Genomic DNA, 20,354 nt, shown 5'->3' with positions numbered 1-20,354 from the left:
AACATCCTCCCTTGTGAGAGTTCGAAAAATAGTCAGACGACCTTCGCGCCCAGCGAACCTTCAAAATGCCGCAAAGCCCAAGCATGGCCTTCCGGATCGAAGCTCGCCACCGCATCCTTATGGATCACAAGATCGAATCCCTTGTTGTATGCATCCACGGCCGTATGCAAAACGCAAATGTCCGTGCAGACGCCCACGAGATGAAGTTCGGTAATGCCTCTCGCCCGCAGCCGAAGCTCCAGGTCGGTGCCCGCGAAGGCGCTGTATCTGGTTTTATCCATCCAATAGACGTGTTCCGAATGTTTATGGTCATCAAATACGCCCTGCAGAGCTCCGTAGAGATGGCGGCCTGCGGTGCCGTCGATGTTATGCGGCGGGAACAGCTTCGTTTCGGGATGGAGCGTATCCCCGGCCTTGTGCAAATCGACGGCGAATACGACGAAGTCCTGATTGTCCACGAATTCCTTCGTCAATTGCACGATGCGCTGCTCGATGTTTTGTCCCGGCTCGCCGCAGGTCAGCGCCCCGTCGGCTGCCACGAAGTCGTTGGTGTAATCGATGTTAATCAGTGCCTTTTGATTCGTTTTCGTCATCGCGATTCCTCCTGATCCGTTAGCTTCATATTACTTTTTGGCGTAATAAATGGAACTGTTCACCGGTGCGTCGTTAAAACGGTACAATTGCGTCGGTTTCTTGGACGTGCGGGTCGTCTTTTTTCCGGCGATTTCCTCGATGAAAGGCAGCGTCTTGATTTTGCGGGCGAATGCGGCATCGAGCGCGATGGCCGTATCGTCGGTGACGGTCAACAGCACCGCCTGCAGCTCGGAGTACGTAAACTCTTCGGGCAAGAAGGCTTTTGCCGCCGTCGTCTCAAGCAGCTTTTTGCGGATGACGGCCACCGCATCCCGAATGATCGTCTCATGGTCGAAAGCCAAATCGAGCTTAAACACTTCTTCCACCGGAAACAGCGCAACCTCGCTCGCATCATCTTGCGCCACGCGATCCGCAAGCCGGTGTTCGGGCACGATGGCGTAATGGGCGTTGGAAATGATCCAGCCGCGGGGGTCGCGCCCCGGCTTGTCGTACACCCCGAAATGCTCGAGATGAATCCGGTCCACCCCGGTTTCTTCTTTTAACTCCCGCTGCGCCGATTGAAACGCGGTTTCGGTTTCGCCGACGAATCCTCCGGGCAAAGCCCATTTGCCCGCTTCGATGTTCGTTCGCCCTTCGCTGTCGGTCATGCTTCGCTTGATCAGCATAAGGTTCAGCTTCATGGCGGGCGGCTTGAACGCTTCGGTTTTGTCGCTCAAGATGGTGAATACGGCAATGTCCGAGGTGTAGCCGTCCGGCGTACGGTATTTTTTAACGTCGTATTGCTTGAGCGCTTGTTCGTTGGACATGAAGACAGCCTCACTTCTGTATGATTATTTAACATTTAACGATTTGTTAATTTTATTATAGCTTCAGTTTATGTCCTTGTCAACCATTATGTGCCAATCGGATAGGCCAAAATCCCGTTTGCATCCAAAAATAAAAAAAGTGCCCCAAGCAGCACATGGCTGCCTGAAGCACCGTTATCTCACATATCGCATATCCGCGAAAATATGTCGTTACTCTGCCGTTACCGTTTTGCCGGGTCTGCCCGTTGCCGGTTCGCTTGCGGCGCCGGCTTCCCCTTGCGCCTGGTTGGTCGAACGAAGCGGCAGCTCCTTCAAGAAAAATACGAGCAGGAGCGCGACGACGAGGACCAGCGTCCCTGTCAGGAAAACCGTCGAAAGCGTGTTGCCCAGCGCATCGCGGATGCTGTCGATCATCTGGGCAAACAACTGCTTGGCTTGATCCGGCAAGCCGGCTTCGGTTTTTTCGACCAGCGGCTTGTTCATCAGCGTTTGCGGGTTGGCAAAAGACAGCATGTTCTGTGCCAGCTTCGGATCCAATTTGCTGAAATCCGGAGCGCTGGCCGATTGCAGGGCTTCCTTCAGGTTTTTGGTCAAGCTATTGGACATGACGGTACCCATGACCGCGATGCCGATCGTACCCCCGAGGTTACGGAACAGCTGCGTGGAAGCCGTCACGACGCCAAGCTCTTTATGCGAAACGGCGTTTTGGGTGGCCAGCGAGAAAACCGGCATGCCAAGGCCCAAACCTATGCCGAAAATGATCAAGCTGACGATCGTCATCCACAAGCTGTTCATGAAAATCATGATGCCCATCCCGATGATCATGATCGGCATGCCGATCAGCGCAAACCGTTTGTATTTGCCGGATTTTGCGATCAGCTGACCGGTAATGGCGCTTGTTATAACCATGCACAAGGACATCGGCAGCGTGACATAACCTGCATACGTCGGCGAAATGGCCAAAACGCCCTGCACGTAGAACGAAATGTAGATCATCGCGCCCATCAATCCGAAGTTCATAATAAAACCGATAATGTTCGAAATGGTTACGACGCCGTTTTTAAATAAATGCAGCGGAAGAATCGGTTCCTTCACTTGCGTTTCGACGAAAATGAAAATCAGGGCGGAAACGACCGCGCCTCCGATCAAACTGAGAATTTGCCAAGATCCCCACGGATATTCCGTACCTGCCCAAGAGAACGCGAGCAGCAGCGGAACGATCGTCGTCGTCAGGAACAACGAACCCCAGTAGTCGATATGCTGGCCTTTCTTTTTGTCGACTTTCGGGAACAACATCATAATCATGATAAATGCCACGATGCCCAGCGGCAGGAAAATCCAGAACAGCCAGTGCCAATCGATATGGTCGACCAAATAGCCGCCGAGCGTCGGTCCCAACACGCTGGAGAAGCCGAATACGGCGGTCATCAAGCCCATCCACTTGCCGCGTTCGCGCGGCGGGAACAAGTCGCCGACGGCCGTAAAGGCGGTGGACTGGATGATCCCCGCGCCGATCCCCTGAATCCCGCGGTAAATAATAAATTGATAGACATCGGTGGAGGTCCCCGTCAAAAAGGCCCCGACCATAAAAAACAATATACCGATCAGTATGAACGGCTTCCGTCCAAACATGTCGGACAGCTTACCGACCAGTATGGTGGCAATGGTGGACGTCAGCAAATAAATGTTGATGGTCCACGTGTAATAGTCCATGCCATCCAGAATCGCGATAATGCGCGGCATCGCCGTGCTTGTGATCGTCTGGTTGATGGCGGCAAAAAACATGGCGGCCATGATCGCGATCATGATCGTTATTTTACGTTTAAGCGTTAAATGCTCCATTCCCTCTCCTTCACCTCTAACCGTTGTTATGTTCTATATTCAAAAGCATCGAAGAGAAGATTCTTCTCAAATGCTGAATATCTTCCTCGGACAACATGCCGAAAAATACCTGGATAACCTCCTTCTGGTCATCTTTGATTTTGTCTATGATCTCATAGCCTTCTTGCGTGATCATCGTGTATACCACCCGGCGGTCGTCTTCCGCCCGCTCCCGCTTGACGTAACCCGCTGCGATGAGCTTGTCGGTCAAGCTTGTGATGGCCGGGGACGTTAACCCCAGCGCCTCCGCCAGCTCCGATACTTTCAAGGAGCCGCGCATGTTGAGCGTATACAAGACTTGAAACTGCGGAAACGTGAGATTGTATTCCTTGGTGCTGATTTTGTTCCATTCCTGGGACATGCTTTTCAGCAGTTGGCGGAACATCCCCGAGACTTCAAACAATAGTTCGTTCTTAGGCAAAATGCCAACCTCCTTGTACGTTTTCAAGTGCTTTGTCATAAGGATTTTGCGAACATTGACGAGTGAAGTCCGCCTGCGGGATTCCGTGCAAAACCCTTTGCTGAAATCTTTGAAATAATTAAGTTTTATTTAATAAGGCGTAAATAAATAAACCACTTAATCATTTAACACTTAAGTAATATACTCCGTCGCAAAGACGAAGTCAAGCAAATTTTATGTATATAATTTCATAATAAAATGAATACAGTTACCGCCTCAGGTCCAAAACAAAAAAACAGGCCCCCGTTAAGAGAACCTGCTTTCCTGCTTGCTTGTATTGAGATTCCAGCTGCCCGTCCAAATCCTCTACATGAAGCGGCGAAAAATACGGGTCATGCTTGTCGGCTCCTGCATATTCAAAAATCAGATCGACGCCAAGCTCTCCCGCATGTTCATGAGTCCATTTGCCGCATCGAAGCAATCCGTGACCAACGCCGCAAACGGATATTTTGAAGCCAACCGATAATCGGCCGAAACGACGACGGCTTCCGCTTTTTTTCGCCTGTGCCTTGCACGGGTTCTAGACCTTCCATTCCTTCATTTATGCTTTCAGATGAGTACGATCATACGTCGTGCCGCGCCAAGTCATGCCTCCCCGCCGGCCGGCGCGGTAAGCCCCTCGAAAGCCTCCGATCGTCAGAATGAGGCCTATCAAAGGATGGGCAATCCCATACCAAAAACCGCTGCCGGAATACCTTGAATAGATGAAATAGAGCCATAATACGGATACGATGCTTACGCCGCATAAAACGCGCGCGGAGAGCGGACCGATAAACAACCCGATCCAGGGATAAATCATCGTCAACAGGCAGGAGACCGCGGTGATGACGGCCTTCGGGTAACTGAACACCGATTTTTCCACGCTTCCGATAAGTTGGCTCAAACTTTCGTACCAATTCCAGACGCCGATCATCCGGGTTCCGTAAACCGCATCTTGGCGGTATCCCCCCTGCTTTATCCGTTTTCCAAGCTCGGCATCATCCGTCGTGACGTAAGAAAAGGCTTCATGGGTTCCGATCTTCTCGTAAGCCTCCCGTTTGACCAGATTAAACGCCCCCACGCCAAGCGAATGCGATGCCTTCGGATCTTTGATTTTCCACAGTTGGCCGAAGGAAGACGCGCTCATGAAAATAAAAGAGGCATACCATTTGGAAAGCGCATGAGGACCGATAAAATCGGGAATCATGGTCAGATGATCCAGTTCATGGCGTTCCATGTAAGCAACGGCTTTGGCGATGCACGACGGCTGAAACAAAATATCCGCATCCGTGAACAGCAGCCACTCTCCTTTGGCCATTTTCGTGCCTTGGAACAACGCGTGGCTTTTTCCCATCCATTGTTCGGGCAAATCACGCACGTCCAGCGCGGTAACATTCGGATAAGCCTGTGCAAGCTTGGCCGCGATCGCGCCGGTGCCGTCTTCGGAGCGGTCGTTGACCACGATCACCTCCAGCGGGTCGTAGGTTTGATTCATTAACGATTCGACGCAGCGTTCCAATGCCTTTTGTTCGTTTCTCGCGGCAATGACGACCGAAATGAACGGCTGCCGTCCCGCCGGCTCTTCCCGGGTACGATGCAGGATGCCGATCTTTCCGGCGTTGGCCGTAAAAATGATCGCAATGCTTCCCCACATCAGCACGTTGAGTCCCCCCAATACCCAATACACCCAACTCATGATCTTCCACCACTTTCGAATATTTTGGACGATCGTTCTAATCTTGATAAAAGAATGGGAATTGCACCTTTGATCTTATCCTATGGAAACATAAATAGAACGACCGTACTAATGTTATCATAATGGAAATGATTTCAATTGGCAATGAAAGAATCTTTGTTCTTCGGCAAAAAAATCATGTACAATGTAAACACGGAAAAAACAAGCCGGAACCGGAACACTAAAACGACCAAGGAGATTTTGCATGCTTAACTTACCAGAACATGATGCGCGGCATCCGGATCGGGAGGAGCTTCGGGCAGACTGCGGACAATGCTTCGGATTGTGCTGCGTGGCCCTGCCTTATGCCGCATCGGCAGACTTCGCGTTCGACAAACCGGCCGGGACGCCTTGCCGGCATTTGAATGCGGATTTCCGCTGCGGCGTCCACCAGAAGCTTAGAAACCTTGGCATGCGCGGGTGCACGGTGTACGACTGCTTCGGAGCCGGGCAAAAAGTATCCCAACAAACGTACGGCGGGCGCGACTGGCGCCAGGACCCGAAAAAAGCGCGCCAAATGTTCGACGTGTTTCCCGTCATGTGGCAGCTTCATGAGCTGCTGTGGTATTTGACGGAAGCACGTTCTTTGGAACCCGCGTCCCCTATTCATGAGGAGCTGGATGAGGCGCTCCAGGAAACTTGGCGGCTCACGGAGCTTGATCCCGAATCGCTCCTAAGCATCGACATGACCGCCTATCGGGCAAGCGTGAACGTCCTTCTTCTTCGCACAAGCGAGCTTGTCCGCGAAGACGCGCGGCGCAAACATCAAGGACCGCTCAAACAAAAAAAGGTTGCCGGCCGCGGGGCCGACCTCATCGGGGCCAAACTGAAGGGGGCCGATCTGAGGTACCAAAGCTTGCGGGGCGCTTACCTCATTGCGGCCGATCTCAGGTCGGCAGACTTACGAATGGCCGATCTGATCGGAGCGGATTTGCGGGATGCCGATCTTCGGGGCGCCGACCTCCGGGGAAGCCTCTTTCTCGCTCAAGCCCAGATTAATGCCGCAAAAGGAGATGCCCGTACCAAGCTGCCTCCTTCCTTAATGAGGCCCGAGCATTGGCAAGCGCCATGAACGAATGCTGCATTTCATAAAAATAAACAGTCAAGCGACAGATCTTTTATAGTTCTGGCTTGACTGTTTTTATTTTTTTGCGGCTTGCCGTATTCACATGGCGTTCCTGGTGGTAAGTATCTTATGACCCATTTGAATGATTACGAAGGAGGATGACAACCATGGGCAAAAAAATCGCAACCCTCATCACCGACATGTTCGAAGACGTCGAGTTTACCGATCCGGCCAAGGCTTTCAAAGAGGCCGGCCATGAAGTGATAACCATTGAAAAAAAGGCCGGGCAGCAAGTCACCGGCAAAAAAGGAGAGAAGGTCAGCATCGATCTGGGCATTGATGAAGCGAAACCGGAGGATTTCGACGCCCTGCTCATCCCCGGCGGATTTTCTCCGGACATCCTGCGCGCGGACGACCGTTTTGGCGAATTCGCCAAAGCCTTCGTGCAAGCAGGTAAACCGGTGTTTGCCATCTGCCACGGACCGCAGGTGCTGATCGATACCGATTTGTTGAAGGGCGTTGACATAACCGGATACAGATCCATCCGCAACGATCTGAAAAACGCCGGCGCCAACTACAAAGACGAAGAAGTGGTCGTAAGCCGCAACATCGTCACGAGCCGCACGCCGGACGATTTGCCTGCCTTCAACCGCGAGTCCTTGAAGCTGTTGGCGGATTAAGCGGCGCGCATTACCGGTTTGAAAGCGGTCTGAACCATAAAGCCCTCGCCTTGTTCGATAAGGCGAGGGCTGTTTTTCGTCCCCCGGCAACGTCCAATCCATTGATCGCGCCGCCGAGCAAATAATTATCCCCTTCAAAGGGGATAATTGTAATGCATATCAAAGGAGGCCCATCCCGTGGAGAACGAATTCGGCGGCTTTTCACCAAAGCCGGAGGAAATCAAACAACGGCTCAACCATATCGCGGACGGCGTCGACGCATTGATTTCGTCTTTGGATCAGCAGAAAATCGGCATTCTTAAGGAAGTCAGGCAGCTCTCCAAACGGTTTTCGGCTACAAGCAAAATGGCATCCGCCTACCACTTGAATCGGTTGCTCTTTCCTTATACCACGAAATGCGACGTCATCCTTCAAACGTTAGGTCAGCTTAGCGACATCCGCAGAGGTGCGCTGATCGTCATCGAACGGGAAGATCCGGTCGACGAATGGATCACCCGGGGCACGCCCTTGTTCGCCGAAATATCCGGCGAGCTCCTGGATTCCATCTTCCATGTCGGAAGTCCGCTGCACGACGGGGCCGTGCTGATCCGCAGCGATAAGATCGTCTCGGCAGCCAACATCCTTCCCCTTACGAAAAAGATTTACAAAGGCAAAAAGCTCGGAACCCGGCATCGCGCCGCCATCGGCTTGTCGGAACGAACGGATGCCTTGGTTTTCGTCGTATCCGAGGAGACTGGGAAAGAGTCGTTTTCGTTTAACGGAGCCCTTTACCCTTTTCAAACCATCAGCCCGTAACGGTCAAAAGCATCACTGGGAGCGTGACATGACGTTATGAATAACAAAAACTGCCGGGACAACCCCGCTCTGCTGCAAGCGGAAATGGCAAAGCAGCTCAACCGGGTCGCGGAAATTCTGCGGCACGGGATTTCCACGTTCGATCAAAACGACATTCAAATCCTGAACGACTTGGAGGAAATATCCAAGGAATTTGCCGATTTGGAAATGCTGGTATCCACGTATTTTCTGAACTGCCTGCTCACGGAATATACGGAATCCAGCAAGGAATTGTCACGCGCCGTCCACAAACTGAGCTTGAAAAGGCAGCAGGCGTTGATCGTTCTGGAAAAAAGCGACCCGGTAACCCCCCATATCCAGGGAGGAACCCCTATTAACGCCCAAATTTCAAGTCCCTTGCTGGAATCGATTTTTTATCCGGGAAGCAAATTGCAGCAGGGCGCGGTTCTCATCAAAGCCGATACGGTCCTTTCCGCAGGAAATGTGCTTCCCGTCACGCAGCAAATATTTTGGGATCGGCTGTTTGACTTGAACGAGGCCTCCGCCGTCGGCTTGTCGGAACGGTGCGATGCCTTGATTTTGCTGGTCGCGGCGAATGGAACCACGTCGTTTTGCCTGGAAGGAAATCTCTATCCCTTCACGACCGCCTGATAAACATACAGCGCGCATGGCCTGACCGCTGCCTACTGCCCATTATTCTTCATATCTCAAACTTTTAGACGCCGGTCCTCTTTGCCGTCTCTTGATGCATGTACCGATCCGCCTCATCCCAGGGGACGCTGAATCCTTTCCCTTTGGCGCAAAAAATCGACGTGGACGTGTATTCGGGATCGGCGTTTTTATCATAGCTTTTGGCCGCAATCACTTCCTCCGCGTTGCCGCAAGGCCGGTAACCCGCCAGCCGGAGCGTGAGCGCGCCTTTTCCTTTCGTGAAAGCGGCAACCTCCGCCGGATAATCCATCATGGTGGCGACGGGGACCTGCCCGGTGATCACCGCCGTGTCTCCCTCGATATCCGGAGCGTCAAAGACGCCGCGCGCCTGCTGGATATCGGACATCACCCGGCCGATGTGATCGACGCCGACTTTCAGCTTGAAGTCGTAGACCGGCTCCAGCAGCACATTTTGCGCTTTTTCCAGCCCTTGCCTCAGCGCCCGGAGCGTCGCCTCCCGAAAGTCGCCTCCTGACGTATGTTTGTTATGGGAACGGCCCGTCAGCAGCGTCACGACGACATCCGTCAAGGGAGAGCCCGTGAGCAGGCCGCGATGTTCCTTCTCCGTCACATGCTGGCCGATCAGATGCTGGTATCCGACGCCGAGATCGTCGGGATGGCAGTCGTTAACGAACTTGACGCCGCTGCCCGGTGGCCCCGGTTCGATCTTTAGATGGACCTCCGCATAATGGCCTAACGGCTCGAAATGGCCCGACCCGATCACGGCGTCCGCTACCGTTTCCTTGTACAGAATTTCCGGCTTTCCGAACGAGACGGCCAGGTTGAAACGGTCATACACGACCTGCTTCAGCACTTCGAGCTGGATCACGCCCATGACGTGAATGTGCAGCTCCTGCAGCGATTCGTCCCAGTTTACCGTCAGCGACGGGTCCTCGGCATCCAATAGTTGAAAACAGCGCAACACTTCCCGGATCGATACGGCAGGATCGAACAACACCTTCGATTTCAGCGCCGCAACAAGCTCGTAAGGCTTTCGTTCGCCGATATGGCCGATTCCCGCCCCGGCCGGCAGGGAGGTAAGTCCCGTCACAGCCACGAGCTGACCAGCGCGGGCTTCATCAACCGCGGCATATTTTTCGCCGTTATAAATACGGATCGATGTGATTTTTTCCCGCAACCGTTCGCCGCCGCAGCTTTCGTATTCGATTTCGTCCCTGACGCGCAGCCGGCCTTGCAATAGTTTCAAATGGGTCAGCCTCACGCCCTGCGCATCATGGCGGATTTTGACCGCGCGAGCTGAAAGTTCGCCCGACGAATCCCGGTTGACCTCCGCAAGCGTGCCCAGGTTCGCAAGAAATTCTTTGACTCCCCTATCCTGCAATGCCGAACCGCACATGACCGGGAACAGGCAGCGTGTTTTTACCAAAGTACGCAAGCTTCGAATCGCGGACTCTTCATCCGCTAGGCCATCCAAATACATCCGCAGCAGCTCCTCATCCCGTTCCGCGGCGAATTCCAGCACTTCTTCGGAGACGCCTTCCGCTAAAGAACCCTGAAAGATCACGGCGTCCGGAGTCAGATGATGGCGGATCTCCTCCAGCACGGCCGCGGCATCCGCCCCTTCGCGGTCCATTTTATTGATAAAAAACAGCACCGGCACCCCATACGCCTGAAGAAGCTGCCATACCGTCTCGGTATGCCCTTCGACGCCTTCGACCGCGCTCACGATGATGACCGCATAATCCATCGCCTGGACGGCCCGCTCCATTTCCGCGGAGAAATCGACGTGCCCCGGCGTATCGATCAAATCGTAAGCCGAATCCCCGTACGTCATGACGGCCTGGTCCGCAAAAATGGTAATGCCGCGCGCCCGCTCCAGTTCATGGCTGTCCAGGAAGGCATCCTTATGGTCCACCCTTCCCCTGCTGCGAATGCTGTTGGTATGGTATAAAAGCTGCTCCGCAAACGTCGTTTTTCCCGCATCGACATGCGCCAGCAGACCGATGGTGATATTTGTGTCTCCCATGAAGCGATCACGCCCGTCCCTTCTGTAAAAATCTCATTTTGAGTATAACAGAAAAAAGCGGCGATCCGGTCATCAATCCGGGATAAAATTTTCTTCAATCGAACGGTTCCGGAACGGGCTGTCCTTGCCGTTTAACGGGATTCGTGTCATCCAGGCGCAGGTTGAACGCTCCGTTAAACTTCCGGGCCACGGAGTGGTTGATATAAATCGCATAGGCGCTTCCGATATGCAAATAACCGTTCGGCTCCGGGGAAAACCGCGTCGCAACAGGCCTTGAATAGGCGTTGTCCCTGACGTCTTCCCATACCTCCTTTGTCAAAAAGTCGGCAGGCCCTTCAACATCCTTGTTTCGATTCTTCATGTTCGAAAAACCTCCCTCATCCATTCGAATTTTGTCCATGCTTCATAAAAAACAAAAAAATCCCGCCTCCAAGACGATGGGTCTTGGGGACGAGATTTGCGTTCGCGGTGCCACCCCGGTTCGCGGAATATATCGCTATTTCCGCCTCTTCGGGTACGGCAACCGCGTTTAAGCTGCGTATACCCTAGCTCTGTAACAGGAGCTCCTGTCGCATCATCCGCGAATATTCGCTTCCGAAGCACCGCTCAGAGGCTTGGTTCAATGAAGTTTTTCCTGCCCCTTTTCAGCAGCCGGGGCTCTCTGTCAGGAATCACGTTTCATTTACTCTTCTCTTCATCCGTTTCCACTAATCCCCGGCGTCTTCATCATGCACCGACTCCGCCTCATAGAGATGCCCTTCGTGGTAATTCACGTCCATCCGCAGATTGTTGGCGATGGTCCGGCTGATTTTGCCTTGTTCGAACATGTTCTGAATTTCGTTGCGTTCAGCCTGAATCGCCTTCAGTTCAAGCTCCCTGCGTCTGGCATCGGTCTCCCTTCCCGTTTCGGCCGGGACGTTGTCGTCAAGCAGCTGAAGCTCCATCCCCCGGTAATCGGCGAGAATGCTTCGTATCATTTCGCGGTTCTGGTCGGTTTCCATCGATTTGACCTCCGCGATGGCCGCACGGACGGCTTCCAGTTTGAGCGCTTTATAGAGTTTCCATTTCGGATGCGAAGGATCGAATGCCGCCTCTTTATGTCTTGCCCTGCGCATCGCCCGCTGCAGTCCGCCCCATCCGAGAACAAGCAGTTTTTTGAACTTTCTACTGGTCGTGAGCAGCATTTCGATCCGGCTAAGCGACGATTGGAACCGGTCTGCGAGCTTAGGGGAAATCCGCCCTTCCTGCAGCCACCGTTCAGCGGTTTTTCGTTCCGCTTGCAGGGCACCGATTCGGATGTCGAGCGCCTGCTTCCATGCTTTTCCGGACTCGTCTTTATTGTGGAACCTCGCCATTTGAAGCCTGCGGTTGTAGGCCGTGATCAGTTCGATCCCTTCCCGCCGGTTATCGTCGTTCATCTCTTCGCGCACCGCGCATAATCCCGCTTCAAGCACGCGAATCCGCGCAGATCGTTCCGTCTCGGCCAGCTCTTTGGGATCGGCTTGGGCTTCCCTCGTCAGGATCGGCAGCAGCACGCTGGCAATGACGAGCGTTAACAGGATGACGCCCGAGCAGATAAACAATATCAGGCTGCGCTCCGGAAACGGGCTATTATCGGCCAGCGTCAACGGAATCGAAAAGGCCGCGGAAAGGGTTAAGGCCCCCCGGACGCCGGATAAAGCCGTAAGAAGCGCCGATTTAAAATGCCGGTTAGCCGCCCACACCCATACGAAACGAAGCAAAATCAACACGGCGGTGATCAGAAGGATATACCCGATCACTTGTCCGTTATTGTAGGCAGGGTCTTTCCATATCTCGAGGATGACCCCCGGAATTTCAAGCCCCAATAAAATGAACACCAGACCGTTCAGGCAAAAAAGAATGACCGACCAGGTGCTGTCGGACACGACCCGCAGCCGGACGGATCCGCTTCTCATCCGATCCCGTTCGATGGCATGCGTCACTCCGGCGGCGACGACGGCCAAAATCCCGGAAACATGCATTTCCTCGGCAACCCAATAAATGACGAACGGCGTCAGGATGATGATCAGCATATGCAGCGTTACATCCTCCATCCCCATGCGGCGCAGCTGCATCCGCATCCCGATGATCAGAAAACCCAATACGACGCCCGCGATGACCCCGCCAATGGCGATGACGAGAAAGCTCCCGATGGCCTTCGGCAAGGAAAAATGCCCGGTCACCGTCGCGGCGATCGCAAAATTAAAGGCAACCAGGCCGGAGGCATCGTTCATCAGCGCTTCGCCTTCCAGCAGGCGCATAATTTTGCCGGGGAGCTTCGCCCTGCCCGACAAGGAACTGACCGCCACCGCGTCCGTCGGCGAAAGAATGGCCGCAAGCGCAAAAGCGGCGGACAGCGGAATCGCGGGGATCATCCAATGAATGAACGGTCCTGCGATAAGCACCGTCGCAAATACGAGTCCCAAAGCGAGCAGCAAAATGCTCGATCGGAGCTGCCACAGCTCGTCCCGCGGCGTCATTTTGCCGTCGTTAAACAGCAGCGGCGCGATGAACAGCAGCAGGAACAGCTCCGGATTCAGCGGGATGTGGTGAAGCCCGGGCAAAAACGCGGCCGCCACCCCCAATGCAATCTGAATGATGGGTACCGGAACGACGGGCAAAAAGTGGTTGACGACATTCGATATCCCTATAAGAATCAGCAGCACCAGCACCATTAAAAATATTTCCATTGATTAGCGCGCCCCTTTAACCCGAAGGATTATTTCGATTGGCATGGCAGAATAAGACCCTGGATGAATTACCATTTATTTTGATCCAATTCCCCATGCTTTATCATCCTCCATGCATTACCCGTTCCGCGCAAAAAGAAAACCCGCTCGAAAAGCGGGTCAGGCGGTAGCATTCCCATCCATCATGGCGGCTTCTCCCCTTCGGACCGAATGCGTCTTGTATGTTCCTTGTTCGTCGATTTCCAGGCAATTCAGCTGTTTTCCAAATGCGCAGCCGCCGTCGATCCCGATTTTATCCCCTGCGGGGCTAAACCAGATGTCGGCCGACTCATGAAGATATACGACCGGGGTATGACCGAATACAACCTGCTGCCTCAGCCCCGTCCGACGCTCAAAAAAAGGCTCCCGGATCCAAATAAAATCGTCCTGCGGCTGGTTCCTCCAGTCGTCATGCTCCGGATTGATGCCGGCGTGCACAAAAATATGCTCGTTCGTTTCATGATAAAGCTCCAGGCTGCCGAGAAATTCCAAGTGCTGCTGATAATGTTTTTTGATGTGCGCTTTTGCTTCGTCGTAACGTTCCCGGGTCATGTCCCCGCCAAAAAAATCGGCGCCGCAGTAGCTTTCGAGCGTTTGACGGGCACCGTTGCGGATCCATCTGGCATTAAACGTTTCGGTATCCTTCACGATGGCATCGTACATCATCTGGTCGTGGTTGCCGCGAAGCACGGTGACGTTCCATATTTCCTTAAAAGCTTGCACCTGTTCCACGACTCCCCTGCTGCTTGGCCCCCGGTCTACGTAATCGCCGAGGAGCACGAGTTTATCGTTGGACGGGTCGTAGTTCACTTTCGTCAGCAGCAGGTTGAACTCGTCCAAACATCCGTGAATATCGCTGATCGCCAACGTTCTAATACGAATCTCTCCTTCTACCTTGCTTCTGTTTTTTTTAAAATGTTTCCCTTTTGCGAAACTCTACTTGCGCATCAAGTCCATTTCGAGCTCTTTCTGCAAAGCCATTTCCATCTTCATTCTCAGGCCCGCATATTGATCGATCAGCGGATGGTCGTATCCCAAATAAGCGCTGATTCTTCCCGGCACCGAGTCGTCTTCATGACTGCTGCTCCACTGGAACAAGTCCCGGTACAGATCGATCATTTTTTCCGTATTTTGCGGCGCATATTTGATCGGATGCGGATCGCCTGCCAGCTTTACCTCGATTAAATCATGCAACACATGATATCCGTGACCGATCCATACTTCATCGGGCCTATGGTCCCCGGTTCCCCCGCCGACGGGCGTTCGATTCTTCAGGTCCGCGATGATCTCGGCGAACGTCAACCCGGTCATTGGCATGCACATGTAACCCCACCAATGGCTTCCCGTCCCCGTGCTGTTCAATTCCCAGAAAGGATCCATCAAAATTTGCCGCACCCGCTCTTTTTGCGAAGGTCCAAACATGGATATGCCAAGCAGCAGCCCCGCGTTGCAATCCGTTGAGGCCGTTTTCCCCCAAGACATAAGTTTGGGCACGATGCGTTCATCCGCAAACGTGTAACTTAATGCCGGCAAAAATTCAGGAAAAAGCGGCTGTCCGGCCACCTTATTCCATTCGCTCTCAAACCGTTCCCGGTACGCTTGGCAAGGAAGATGCAGCAATCCAAGGCAGGCATCCTTCGAGAGGTCCCAATCGTCTTCGCAAACGCAAGCGGCCATGTAATCCATATATTTTTCATAGCCCATGTACCCGAGCACATGCAAAATATCGCTCGGCATGTCTTCGCGCAGCGATCCCTGGTCGAAGCTAACCCGGGCGATGTCTTCGGCGAGCTCCAGGCCGCCGCATCTCATCACCGGATCAAGGAGCAGCACGCGCCTGTAATCCGACGGATCTTCCGCAAATACCCGGAATAATGCCCTTGCATCCTCATCGTCTCCATATATGGATATGATGCGGCAATAGGCCGTAATGATGGCGGAGTCGGTTCTCGGGTCGGCTTCGAGTCGATGAATGAGTTCTTTCGTGGTTTGAATCATGTTGCTGATCTCTCCCGTTTCTCTGTCTTCTATGCCCTCCATAAATAAAACCAACTCCATACGGAGTCGGTTTCAGAGAGTTATATGAATGGCCATTCGATGTTATTATTCGATCAAACCAAGGAATTTTCCTTCTTGACGCGGCTTTTCTTCATGGCACCGAACAACGCGATCACGCCGTACATCGGAATCACGAAATAGAACACCAGCGCCATATAAAACAGTCCGTCCGGTCCCGGATTCAGGCTGAATGCGGTGACAAGCCCGGCAAGCAAAACGGCGTTTATGATGCTCGCGATCAATATTTCATGTTTTTTCCCAAACATAACGACTCCAATCATCGCTGCGGTGAACAATGCAAGAATCAACGTGGTCATGGAACATTCCCCCTCGGTAACGGTGATGCTTTATCATACGCAATGACGCCGCATCCATTCACAATTTAGACACAATTAGGTTATCTCCAAGATACCACATTTAAACACCAATGAAAAGGCTTTCAATAAAAAATAGGCGATTTGGATCAAAAAAATTCATTGGCCCTTTTCTTCATGCCAACGTAGCATTCTCCAAACTCCGTCCGCTTCTTGCCTCCACGTTTCCAGAGAGAGGGCCCTGACGACCTTGGCGCCATTTATGTACGTTATGGCATAAGATACGGCGGCTTGATTCTCCGATTGGGGGATGACCGTCACCCCCGAAAAGATGAACCTGAATCGTTGGCCTTTGTAATAGGCCGCTGCCTCCTTATTCCCCTCCCGGATCTGATTGGCATTGTACGTCTCAATGGTTCCGGATGAAGGCATGTAGAGCGTGCCTTGGAAGTCTTCTGAATATAAAGCGTTCATCTCCTCGTACTCCCCCGCGGCAAAACGGTTATGCAATTCCTGCAGCCGGTATATTTGAGCGGCAACTTCGGATTCCATACTCATAAAGATCATCCTCCTGTTTGGATATTTTTTGCAGTATAACATATTTCTCGCCCTTGATGCGCCGAATGCTTCCATTTTCCCGGCAGCACAAAAAAACCGGGCACGGGGAACCATGAGCGGTCTTTCGCCGTACCGGCGGCCCGTTTCCGCCAACTAATATTGCGTCCAGTAATCCAAGCTGCTCGTTGCGTTTTTTTGGCGCGCTGGAAGGCCATCTTCCCAGCCTTTAAGAATCAGAACCGATTGGGTGCGCTGTTTGTCTTCCCAAACAATAAACCCTTGATTTTCCAAGGAAGCAAGCGCACGAGCGATGTCCTGCCGGCTTCTCCCCGTTTTGATGATGAGTTCCCGCATGGAAGGCATTCTCCGCCGCCCGCTGGAATAGTTGTAAAAAATCCGGAGTATTTTCCGTTCGATGTCAGCAAGCACTGCGGCGATCCCCTCCGGCCGGCTTCCATGCCAAAATGTTCTCCACCCGAAAGGTTCGCGGTTCCCCCGTTTGCAGGCAGGTCGCGCGAACGAGCGGGCCGCGAATGCCCTTCACCTCGATTTTGCGCTGCGTGATGTTTCCGGCTCGGTCGATATACACGATTTCCAGACATTGACCGACGTATTTTTGCGGCATGAATATCCCCCCAAACAAGAACTTTTGTTCTTATTATATGCGAACGTATATTCGGTATTCAATGTTAAAAAATACAAATTGGAAGGAGGGCAGCGGATGTTGACGCATCGGACGTTCATAAAACGAACCAAAAAAGAAAGCTCCCTTCCGGGAGCCTCAGGGGTTATGCGAATAGGTCATTATTTCAGCAATCCTACCAGAGGCATAATCGAACGCATGACATTCATGCCGATTTGGATGGTGGGAATGATTTTGCCGATGAAGCCGAACATTCCCGTTCCGCTTCCATCCGTTTCTTCCGATCTGTTCAGACTGGCGGATGGCGCGGACCGGCTGGATCCCCCGCCGAACAGAAGACTTAATATGCCGGATACATGGGCCTTGTTCCTGTTCTCCAAAATCGCCGCCGTTCGCTGCGGATCGGCCCATACTCCGCTAAGGACGACGCCGCTGCGGTCTTGTTTCTTCACCGTGCCGATATAGCTGCTGCCGTCCTTCAACACGACAAGCACCGGTTTTCCCGTCCATTTGGACGAGCGCCGTCTCTGTTTCTTCTTTTTAACAGGCATCGATTTCACCTCGGGCAGTCATTTTCAAGAATCGTCTGTCATTGACCTTGCAGGTAATAGTGTATTCTAGGTTTCTACGATATTCTTGTGTTTTTTGCCATAGATTACGATGCCTGGCCTGGTGGCCCGCCCGCGCGGAAAATCATAACCACCCGTCCAACGGGTGGTTTGCACTTGGGGTATAACCCCCTGTTGCCAAACTGCGCCTAAAGACGCTAGCCTGACAATAAATTGTTCAGGCTCAGTGTAATTTGCCTCTTTCACTTACCAGTTAAACTGGTTTACTTTTTCTTGCTACTATTTATGCTAAAAGGGTCCTCATACTCCTTCACACTCAGTTTGTCCACTGCCTGGTCATGTGCTTCTTGTTCACGAATATATTTTGCGACGGTTGCCTCGTTTAAGCCTACTGTACTGACGTAGTATCCTTCCGCCCAAAATTTTCGATTCCCATATTTATACTTTAATTGCGCATGCTTCTCAAAGATCATTAGCGCACTTTTCCCCTTCAGATATCCCATGAAGGCTGATACTGAAATTTTCGGTGGTATCGCTACCAGCATGTGTACGTGATCTGGCATCATGTGACCTTCTATGATCTCTACTCCCTTGTATTTACATAATCGTTTGAAAATTTCGATTAAATCTTTCCTCACTTGATTATAGATCTCTTTCCGTCTATACTTCGGGGTGAATACAATGTGGTATTTGCACATCCACTTTGTGTGAGCTAAACTATAGTTCTTGTTTGCCATCTAAGACCATTCCTTTCAATTGAGCCTGAACATCTCAATTTTATCGGGATGGTCTTGTTGGTCAAACCCTCGTTCCCTCCACCCGCATAGCGGGTGGTTTTTTGTTTCGCACGCTTCGCGAGCTCAACTGGCTAAAGCCTAAAAAAAAAAGCGCGATGGATTAATCCATCACGCCGTAGGGAAGATGTTGCGGAATCGGTTCGGGACGTTCGCAGCTGCTTTTCATGATGTAATATCGGTCCTGCTCGGAAGAGTCGTGGAAGGCGTGCATCGCTTCAAGAACATGGAAGCCCAAATCGCCGCTCACCCGGTTTTTTCTGCCGCTTTTCAGCGCATAAACCATATCAAGCACGCCGATCCCCCGCGAATTCCCGGTATAGCCGTGGGACAGCGGGATTTCCTTCCACTCCTGGCTGTCATGGCGCTTGAGCGTGACCGGCCCGCCGAACGTATTCGGATCCGGGACGACAAGCGTTCCCTGGCTTCCGTAAATTTCGATGCAAGGCAGCCGGCTCCCGCCAAACACATCAAAGGACGTAATCATCGTACCGATCGCCCCGCCGTGGAAATCGAGTACGCCCGCGACATGGGTCGCCGTCTCCACCGGGATCGTTTGCCCGAATTTTTTGGCGCTGGTGATTGTCCGCTCAGGATAGGAGATCTTTGCCATGCCGGCTATGCGTTTGATCGGACCCAACATGGCGACCAAGGCCGTCAGGTAATACGGTCCCATATCGAACATCGGCCCCCCGCCTTTGGCGTAATAAAACTCGGGATCCGGATGCCAATGTTCATGCCCTCTCCCCATCATAAACGCCGTTGCGGCCACGGGCGTGCCGATCCAGCCATCCGCAATAAGTTTGATGCAGGTTTGAATGCCTCCGCCAAGGAACGTGTCCGGGGCGCTGCCGACGAGAAGCCCTTTTTCTTCGGCTTTAGCCAAAATGGCTTGCCCTTCTTCGCGGGTAACGGCCAGCGGTTTTTCGACGTACACATGCTTCCCGGCTTCCAAAATATCCAGGCATACCTGACCGTGGGCAGCCGGAATCGTAAGGTTGACGACCAGCTCGATCTCCGGATCCGCAAGCAATTCGGCAACCGTGCAGCCCTTGGCGATTCCGAACCGTTCGGCTTTTTCCTTGGCCCGGCCAAGATCCAAATCCGCGCAGGCGGTGACTTCAACCGCCGGGAACGTTTTTAAATTCTCAAAATAGATGGAGCTGATATTTCCGCATCCGATAATGCCGACATTCATTTTCTTCATGATGATGAACGCTCTCCATTCCTATAAAAATTTATATCTGGCTGTCCATCATGCCGGTATACCCGCTTCCCGCACGCTGACCCGCCGCCTTCGCTTTGCCTTCCGCCGCCCACAGCATGCCTCTGCGCATGATTTCCTTCACCGGCGGGAGCTCGAGCACGTTCGCCTGATGCCCGAGCGAGCAATAGAACACCCGTCCGAGCCCCCACCGTTTGGTCCATGCGACAGGCATATCAACGGATTTGTTATACACGTGAGGCCCGTCGGCAACCGGGAACCGGGTCGTTGCCAGCACTTCGACCGCCGGGTCGACATGGAGGTAATACTGCTCGGTGGACACGTCAAAATCTTCGATCCCCTCCACGATCGGACTCGACGTATTGGCAATGTGGATACGGTGAGGGGTCCCGTCGTTTCCGGGATGGGCCACCCAGTTGCCGCCGGTCATAAACTGCCAGTCGACGTTGTTGCGGAAGGCGTCGCACATGCCGCCGTGGCAGCCTGCGAGACCGACTCCGTTCTGAACGGCTTCGGACACGCGGTTAACCCGTTCCTGGCTGATTTCGCCCATCGTCCATACGGGGATGATCAGGTCAAGCGTTTTCAATTTTTCGCCATCGTCGAAAGCCGCCAGCGTATCGGAAACTTCGACTTCATATCCTTCCCCTTCCAAAATGCCGCGGAATAAGGCCGATACTTCCTCGGGTTGATGGCCTAACCAGCCTCCCCAAACGATTAGCGCTTTTTTCATGTCAACATCTCCTTAG

Annotated in this window: 22 protein-coding genes and 1 pseudogene; 4 read left to right on the top strand and 19 right to left on the bottom strand. The window is 52.8% G+C overall.

All coding sequences use genetic code 11. From position 1 onward, the window contains the following. Positions 1-32: 32 nt before the first annotated feature. The 6 genes from NYE48_RS12840 to NYE48_RS12815 form a co-directional block, all read right to left on the bottom strand. Positions 33-593, bottom strand: a complete 561-nt coding sequence (locus tag NYE48_RS12840) for a cysteine hydrolase family protein (protein WP_212951052.1) — start codon at positions 591-593, stop codon at positions 33-35. Between the two features lie 30 nt (positions 594-623). Next, a complete protein-coding gene (locus tag NYE48_RS12835) occupies positions 624-1,400 on the bottom strand; it encodes an NUDIX hydrolase (RefSeq protein ID WP_036712057.1) in 777 nt (258 codons plus the stop codon). Between the two features lie 210 nt (positions 1,401-1,610). Beyond that, positions 1,611-3,242, bottom strand: a complete 1,632-nt coding sequence (locus NYE48_RS12830) for a DHA2 family efflux MFS transporter permease subunit (RefSeq protein WP_052147111.1) — start codon at positions 3,240-3,242, stop codon at positions 1,611-1,613. Between the two features lie 16 nt (positions 3,243-3,258). Further along, positions 3,259-3,702 (bottom strand): MarR family winged helix-turn-helix transcriptional regulator, encoded by a 444-nt coding sequence (locus NYE48_RS12825; protein ID WP_036712055.1) that lies wholly within the window; start codon positions 3,700-3,702, stop codon positions 3,259-3,261. Between the two features lie 402 nt (positions 3,703-4,104). Next, on the bottom strand, positions 4,105-4,200 hold the full coding sequence (locus NYE48_RS28230) for a hypothetical protein (RefSeq protein WP_081992523.1): 96 nt from the start codon (positions 4,198-4,200) through the stop codon (positions 4,105-4,107). 82 nt (positions 4,201-4,282) lie between these two features. Then, positions 4,283-5,416 carry a glycosyltransferase gene (locus NYE48_RS12815; RefSeq protein WP_212951050.1) on the bottom strand — a complete coding sequence of 378 codons (1,134 nt, stop codon included), beginning with the start codon at positions 5,414-5,416 and terminating at the stop codon, positions 4,283-4,285. A gap of 244 nt (positions 5,417-5,660) precedes the next feature. On the opposite strand from NYE48_RS12815, the gene NYE48_RS12810 reads away from it, so the two are divergent. The 4 genes from NYE48_RS12810 (at position 5,661) to NYE48_RS12795 (ending at position 8,647) form a co-directional block, all read left to right on the top strand. After that, entirely contained in the window at positions 5,661-6,527 is an 867-nt protein-coding gene (locus NYE48_RS12810) for a pentapeptide repeat-containing protein (protein WP_036712052.1), read from the top strand. 161 nt (positions 6,528-6,688) lie between these two features. Next, positions 6,689-7,201: a type 1 glutamine amidotransferase domain-containing protein gene (locus NYE48_RS12805; protein ID WP_212951048.1), complete on the top strand. Its 513-nt coding sequence runs from the start codon at positions 6,689-6,691 to the stop codon at positions 7,199-7,201. Positions 7,202-7,378: 177 nt separating this feature from the next. Next, positions 7,379-7,996, top strand: a complete 618-nt coding sequence (gene cdaS, locus NYE48_RS12800; protein WP_036712049.1) for a sporulation-specific diadenylate cyclase CdaS — start codon at positions 7,379-7,381, stop codon at positions 7,994-7,996. 36 nt (positions 7,997-8,032) lie between these two features. Then, positions 8,033-8,647 carry a diadenylate cyclase gene (locus tag NYE48_RS12795; RefSeq protein ID WP_036712046.1) on the top strand — a complete coding sequence of 205 codons (615 nt, stop codon included), beginning with the start codon at positions 8,033-8,035 and terminating at the stop codon, positions 8,645-8,647. Between the two features lie 64 nt (positions 8,648-8,711). Here NYE48_RS12795 and NYE48_RS12790 read toward each other — a convergent pair whose 3' ends face one another. The 13 genes and pseudogenes from NYE48_RS12790 to NYE48_RS12730 all read right to left on the bottom strand — a co-directional run bounded on the left by NYE48_RS12790 (position 8,712) and on the right by NYE48_RS12730 (position 20,338). Then, a complete protein-coding gene (locus tag NYE48_RS12790) occupies positions 8,712-10,694 on the bottom strand; it encodes a translation factor GTPase family protein (protein ID WP_340998968.1) in 1,983 nt (660 codons plus the stop codon). A 130-nt stretch (positions 10,695-10,824) separates the two neighbouring features. Next, positions 10,825-11,055, bottom strand: a pseudogene (locus tag NYE48_RS12785) (glutamate--tRNA ligase family protein); the annotation flags it as partial. Positions 11,056-11,401: 346 nt separating this feature from the next. Then, entirely contained in the window at positions 11,402-13,405 is a 2,004-nt protein-coding gene (locus tag NYE48_RS12780) for a Na+/H+ antiporter (protein ID WP_340998966.1), read from the bottom strand. Positions 13,406-13,564: 159 nt separating this feature from the next. Next, complete coding sequence (locus NYE48_RS12775) at positions 13,565-14,311, bottom strand: metallophosphoesterase family protein (RefSeq protein ID WP_340998965.1); 747 nt, start codon at positions 14,309-14,311, stop codon at positions 13,565-13,567. A gap of 69 nt (positions 14,312-14,380) precedes the next feature. After that, positions 14,381-15,442: a hypothetical protein gene (locus NYE48_RS12770; RefSeq protein WP_340998964.1), complete on the bottom strand. Its 1,062-nt coding sequence runs from the start codon at positions 15,440-15,442 to the stop codon at positions 14,381-14,383. Positions 15,443-15,555: 113 nt separating this feature from the next. Then, entirely contained in the window at positions 15,556-15,819 is a 264-nt protein-coding gene (locus NYE48_RS12765) for a hypothetical protein (protein WP_036712037.1), read from the bottom strand. 156 nt (positions 15,820-15,975) lie between these two features. Beyond that, positions 15,976-16,374 (bottom strand): DUF4440 domain-containing protein, encoded by a 399-nt coding sequence (locus NYE48_RS12760; RefSeq protein ID WP_340998963.1) that lies wholly within the window; start codon positions 16,372-16,374, stop codon positions 15,976-15,978. 153 nt (positions 16,375-16,527) lie between these two features. Continuing rightward, positions 16,528-16,803 (bottom strand): hypothetical protein, encoded by a 276-nt coding sequence (locus NYE48_RS12755; RefSeq protein WP_036712035.1) that lies wholly within the window; start codon positions 16,801-16,803, stop codon positions 16,528-16,530. Further along, entirely contained in the window at positions 16,793-16,999 is a 207-nt protein-coding gene (locus NYE48_RS12750) for a hypothetical protein (RefSeq protein WP_036712033.1), read from the bottom strand. Before NYE48_RS12750 ends, NYE48_RS12755 begins: the two co-directional genes overlap by 11 nt. A 179-nt stretch (positions 17,000-17,178) precedes the next feature. Then, positions 17,179-17,568: a hypothetical protein gene (locus NYE48_RS12745; RefSeq protein ID WP_340998962.1), complete on the bottom strand. Its 390-nt coding sequence runs from the start codon at positions 17,566-17,568 to the stop codon at positions 17,179-17,181. A gap of 281 nt (positions 17,569-17,849) precedes the next feature. Then, the gene (gene tnpA, locus NYE48_RS12740) at positions 17,850-18,323 is read right to left on the bottom strand and encodes an IS200/IS605 family transposase (RefSeq protein ID WP_160043221.1); all 474 of its coding nucleotides are present in this window, start codon (positions 18,321-18,323) and stop codon (positions 17,850-17,852) included. Between the two features lie 160 nt (positions 18,324-18,483). Further along, entirely contained in the window at positions 18,484-19,587 is a 1,104-nt protein-coding gene (locus NYE48_RS12735; RefSeq protein WP_212951040.1) for a Gfo/Idh/MocA family protein, read from the bottom strand. A 31-nt stretch (positions 19,588-19,618) separates the two neighbouring features. Then, complete coding sequence (locus tag NYE48_RS12730; RefSeq protein WP_340998961.1) at positions 19,619-20,338, bottom strand: ThuA domain-containing protein; 720 nt, start codon at positions 20,336-20,338, stop codon at positions 19,619-19,621. Positions 20,339-20,354 lie beyond the last annotated feature (16 nt).

The sequence above is a fragment of the Paenibacillus sp. FSL M7-1455 genome (assembly GCF_038004655.1).
GTDB lineage: Bacteria > Bacillota > Bacilli > Paenibacillales > Paenibacillaceae > Paenibacillus_AQ > Paenibacillus_AQ cookii.
This window is presented reverse-complemented; position numbering and strand designations above follow the sequence as displayed.

Coding starts and splice junctions, on each gene's coding strand:
- NYE48_RS12770 (WP_340998964.1), bottom strand. CDS start 15,442: ATGATTCAAACCACGAAAGAACTCATTCATCGACTCGAAGCCGACCCG.
- NYE48_RS12810 (WP_036712052.1), top strand. CDS start 5,661: ATGCTTAACTTACCAGAACATGATGCGCGGCATCCGGATCGGGAGGAG.
- NYE48_RS12790 (WP_340998968.1), bottom strand. CDS start 10,694: ATGGGAGACACAAATATCACCATCGGTCTGCTGGCGCATGTCGATGCG.
- NYE48_RS12765 (WP_036712037.1), bottom strand. CDS start 15,819: ATGACCACGTTGATTCTTGCATTGTTCACCGCAGCGATGATTGGAGTC.
- NYE48_RS12745 (WP_340998962.1), bottom strand. CDS start 17,568: ATGCCTGTTAAAAAGAAGAAACAGAGACGGCGCTCGTCCAAATGGACG.
- NYE48_RS12815 (WP_212951050.1), bottom strand. CDS start 5,416: ATGAGTTGGGTGTATTGGGTATTGGGGGGACTCAACGTGCTGATGTGG.
- NYE48_RS12840 (WP_212951052.1), bottom strand. CDS start 593: ATGACGAAAACGAATCAAAAGGCACTGATTAACATCGATTACACCAAC.
- NYE48_RS12760 (WP_340998963.1), bottom strand. CDS start 16,374: ATGAGTATGGAATCCGAAGTTGCCGCTCAAATATACCGGCTGCAGGAA.
- NYE48_RS12835 (WP_036712057.1), bottom strand. CDS start 1,400: ATGTCCAACGAACAAGCGCTCAAGCAATACGACGTTAAAAAATACCGT.
- NYE48_RS12735 (WP_212951040.1), bottom strand. CDS start 19,587: ATGAAGAAAATGAATGTCGGCATTATCGGATGCGGAAATATCAGCTCC.
- NYE48_RS12830 (WP_052147111.1), bottom strand. CDS start 3,242: ATGGAGCATTTAACGCTTAAACGTAAAATAACGATCATGATCGCGATC.
- NYE48_RS12750 (WP_036712033.1), bottom strand. CDS start 16,999: ATGCCGCAAAAATACGTCGGTCAATGTCTGGAAATCGTGTATATCGAC.
- NYE48_RS12805 (WP_212951048.1), top strand. CDS start 6,689: ATGGGCAAAAAAATCGCAACCCTCATCACCGACATGTTCGAAGACGTC.
- NYE48_RS12795 (WP_036712046.1), top strand. CDS start 8,033: ATGAATAACAAAAACTGCCGGGACAACCCCGCTCTGCTGCAAGCGGAA.
- tnpA (WP_160043221.1), bottom strand. CDS start 18,323: ATGGCAAACAAGAACTATAGTTTAGCTCACACAAAGTGGATGTGCAAA.
- NYE48_RS12780 (WP_340998966.1), bottom strand. CDS start 13,405: ATGGAAATATTTTTAATGGTGCTGGTGCTGCTGATTCTTATAGGGATA.
- NYE48_RS12730 (WP_340998961.1), bottom strand. CDS start 20,338: ATGAAAAAAGCGCTAATCGTTTGGGGAGGCTGGTTAGGCCATCAACCC.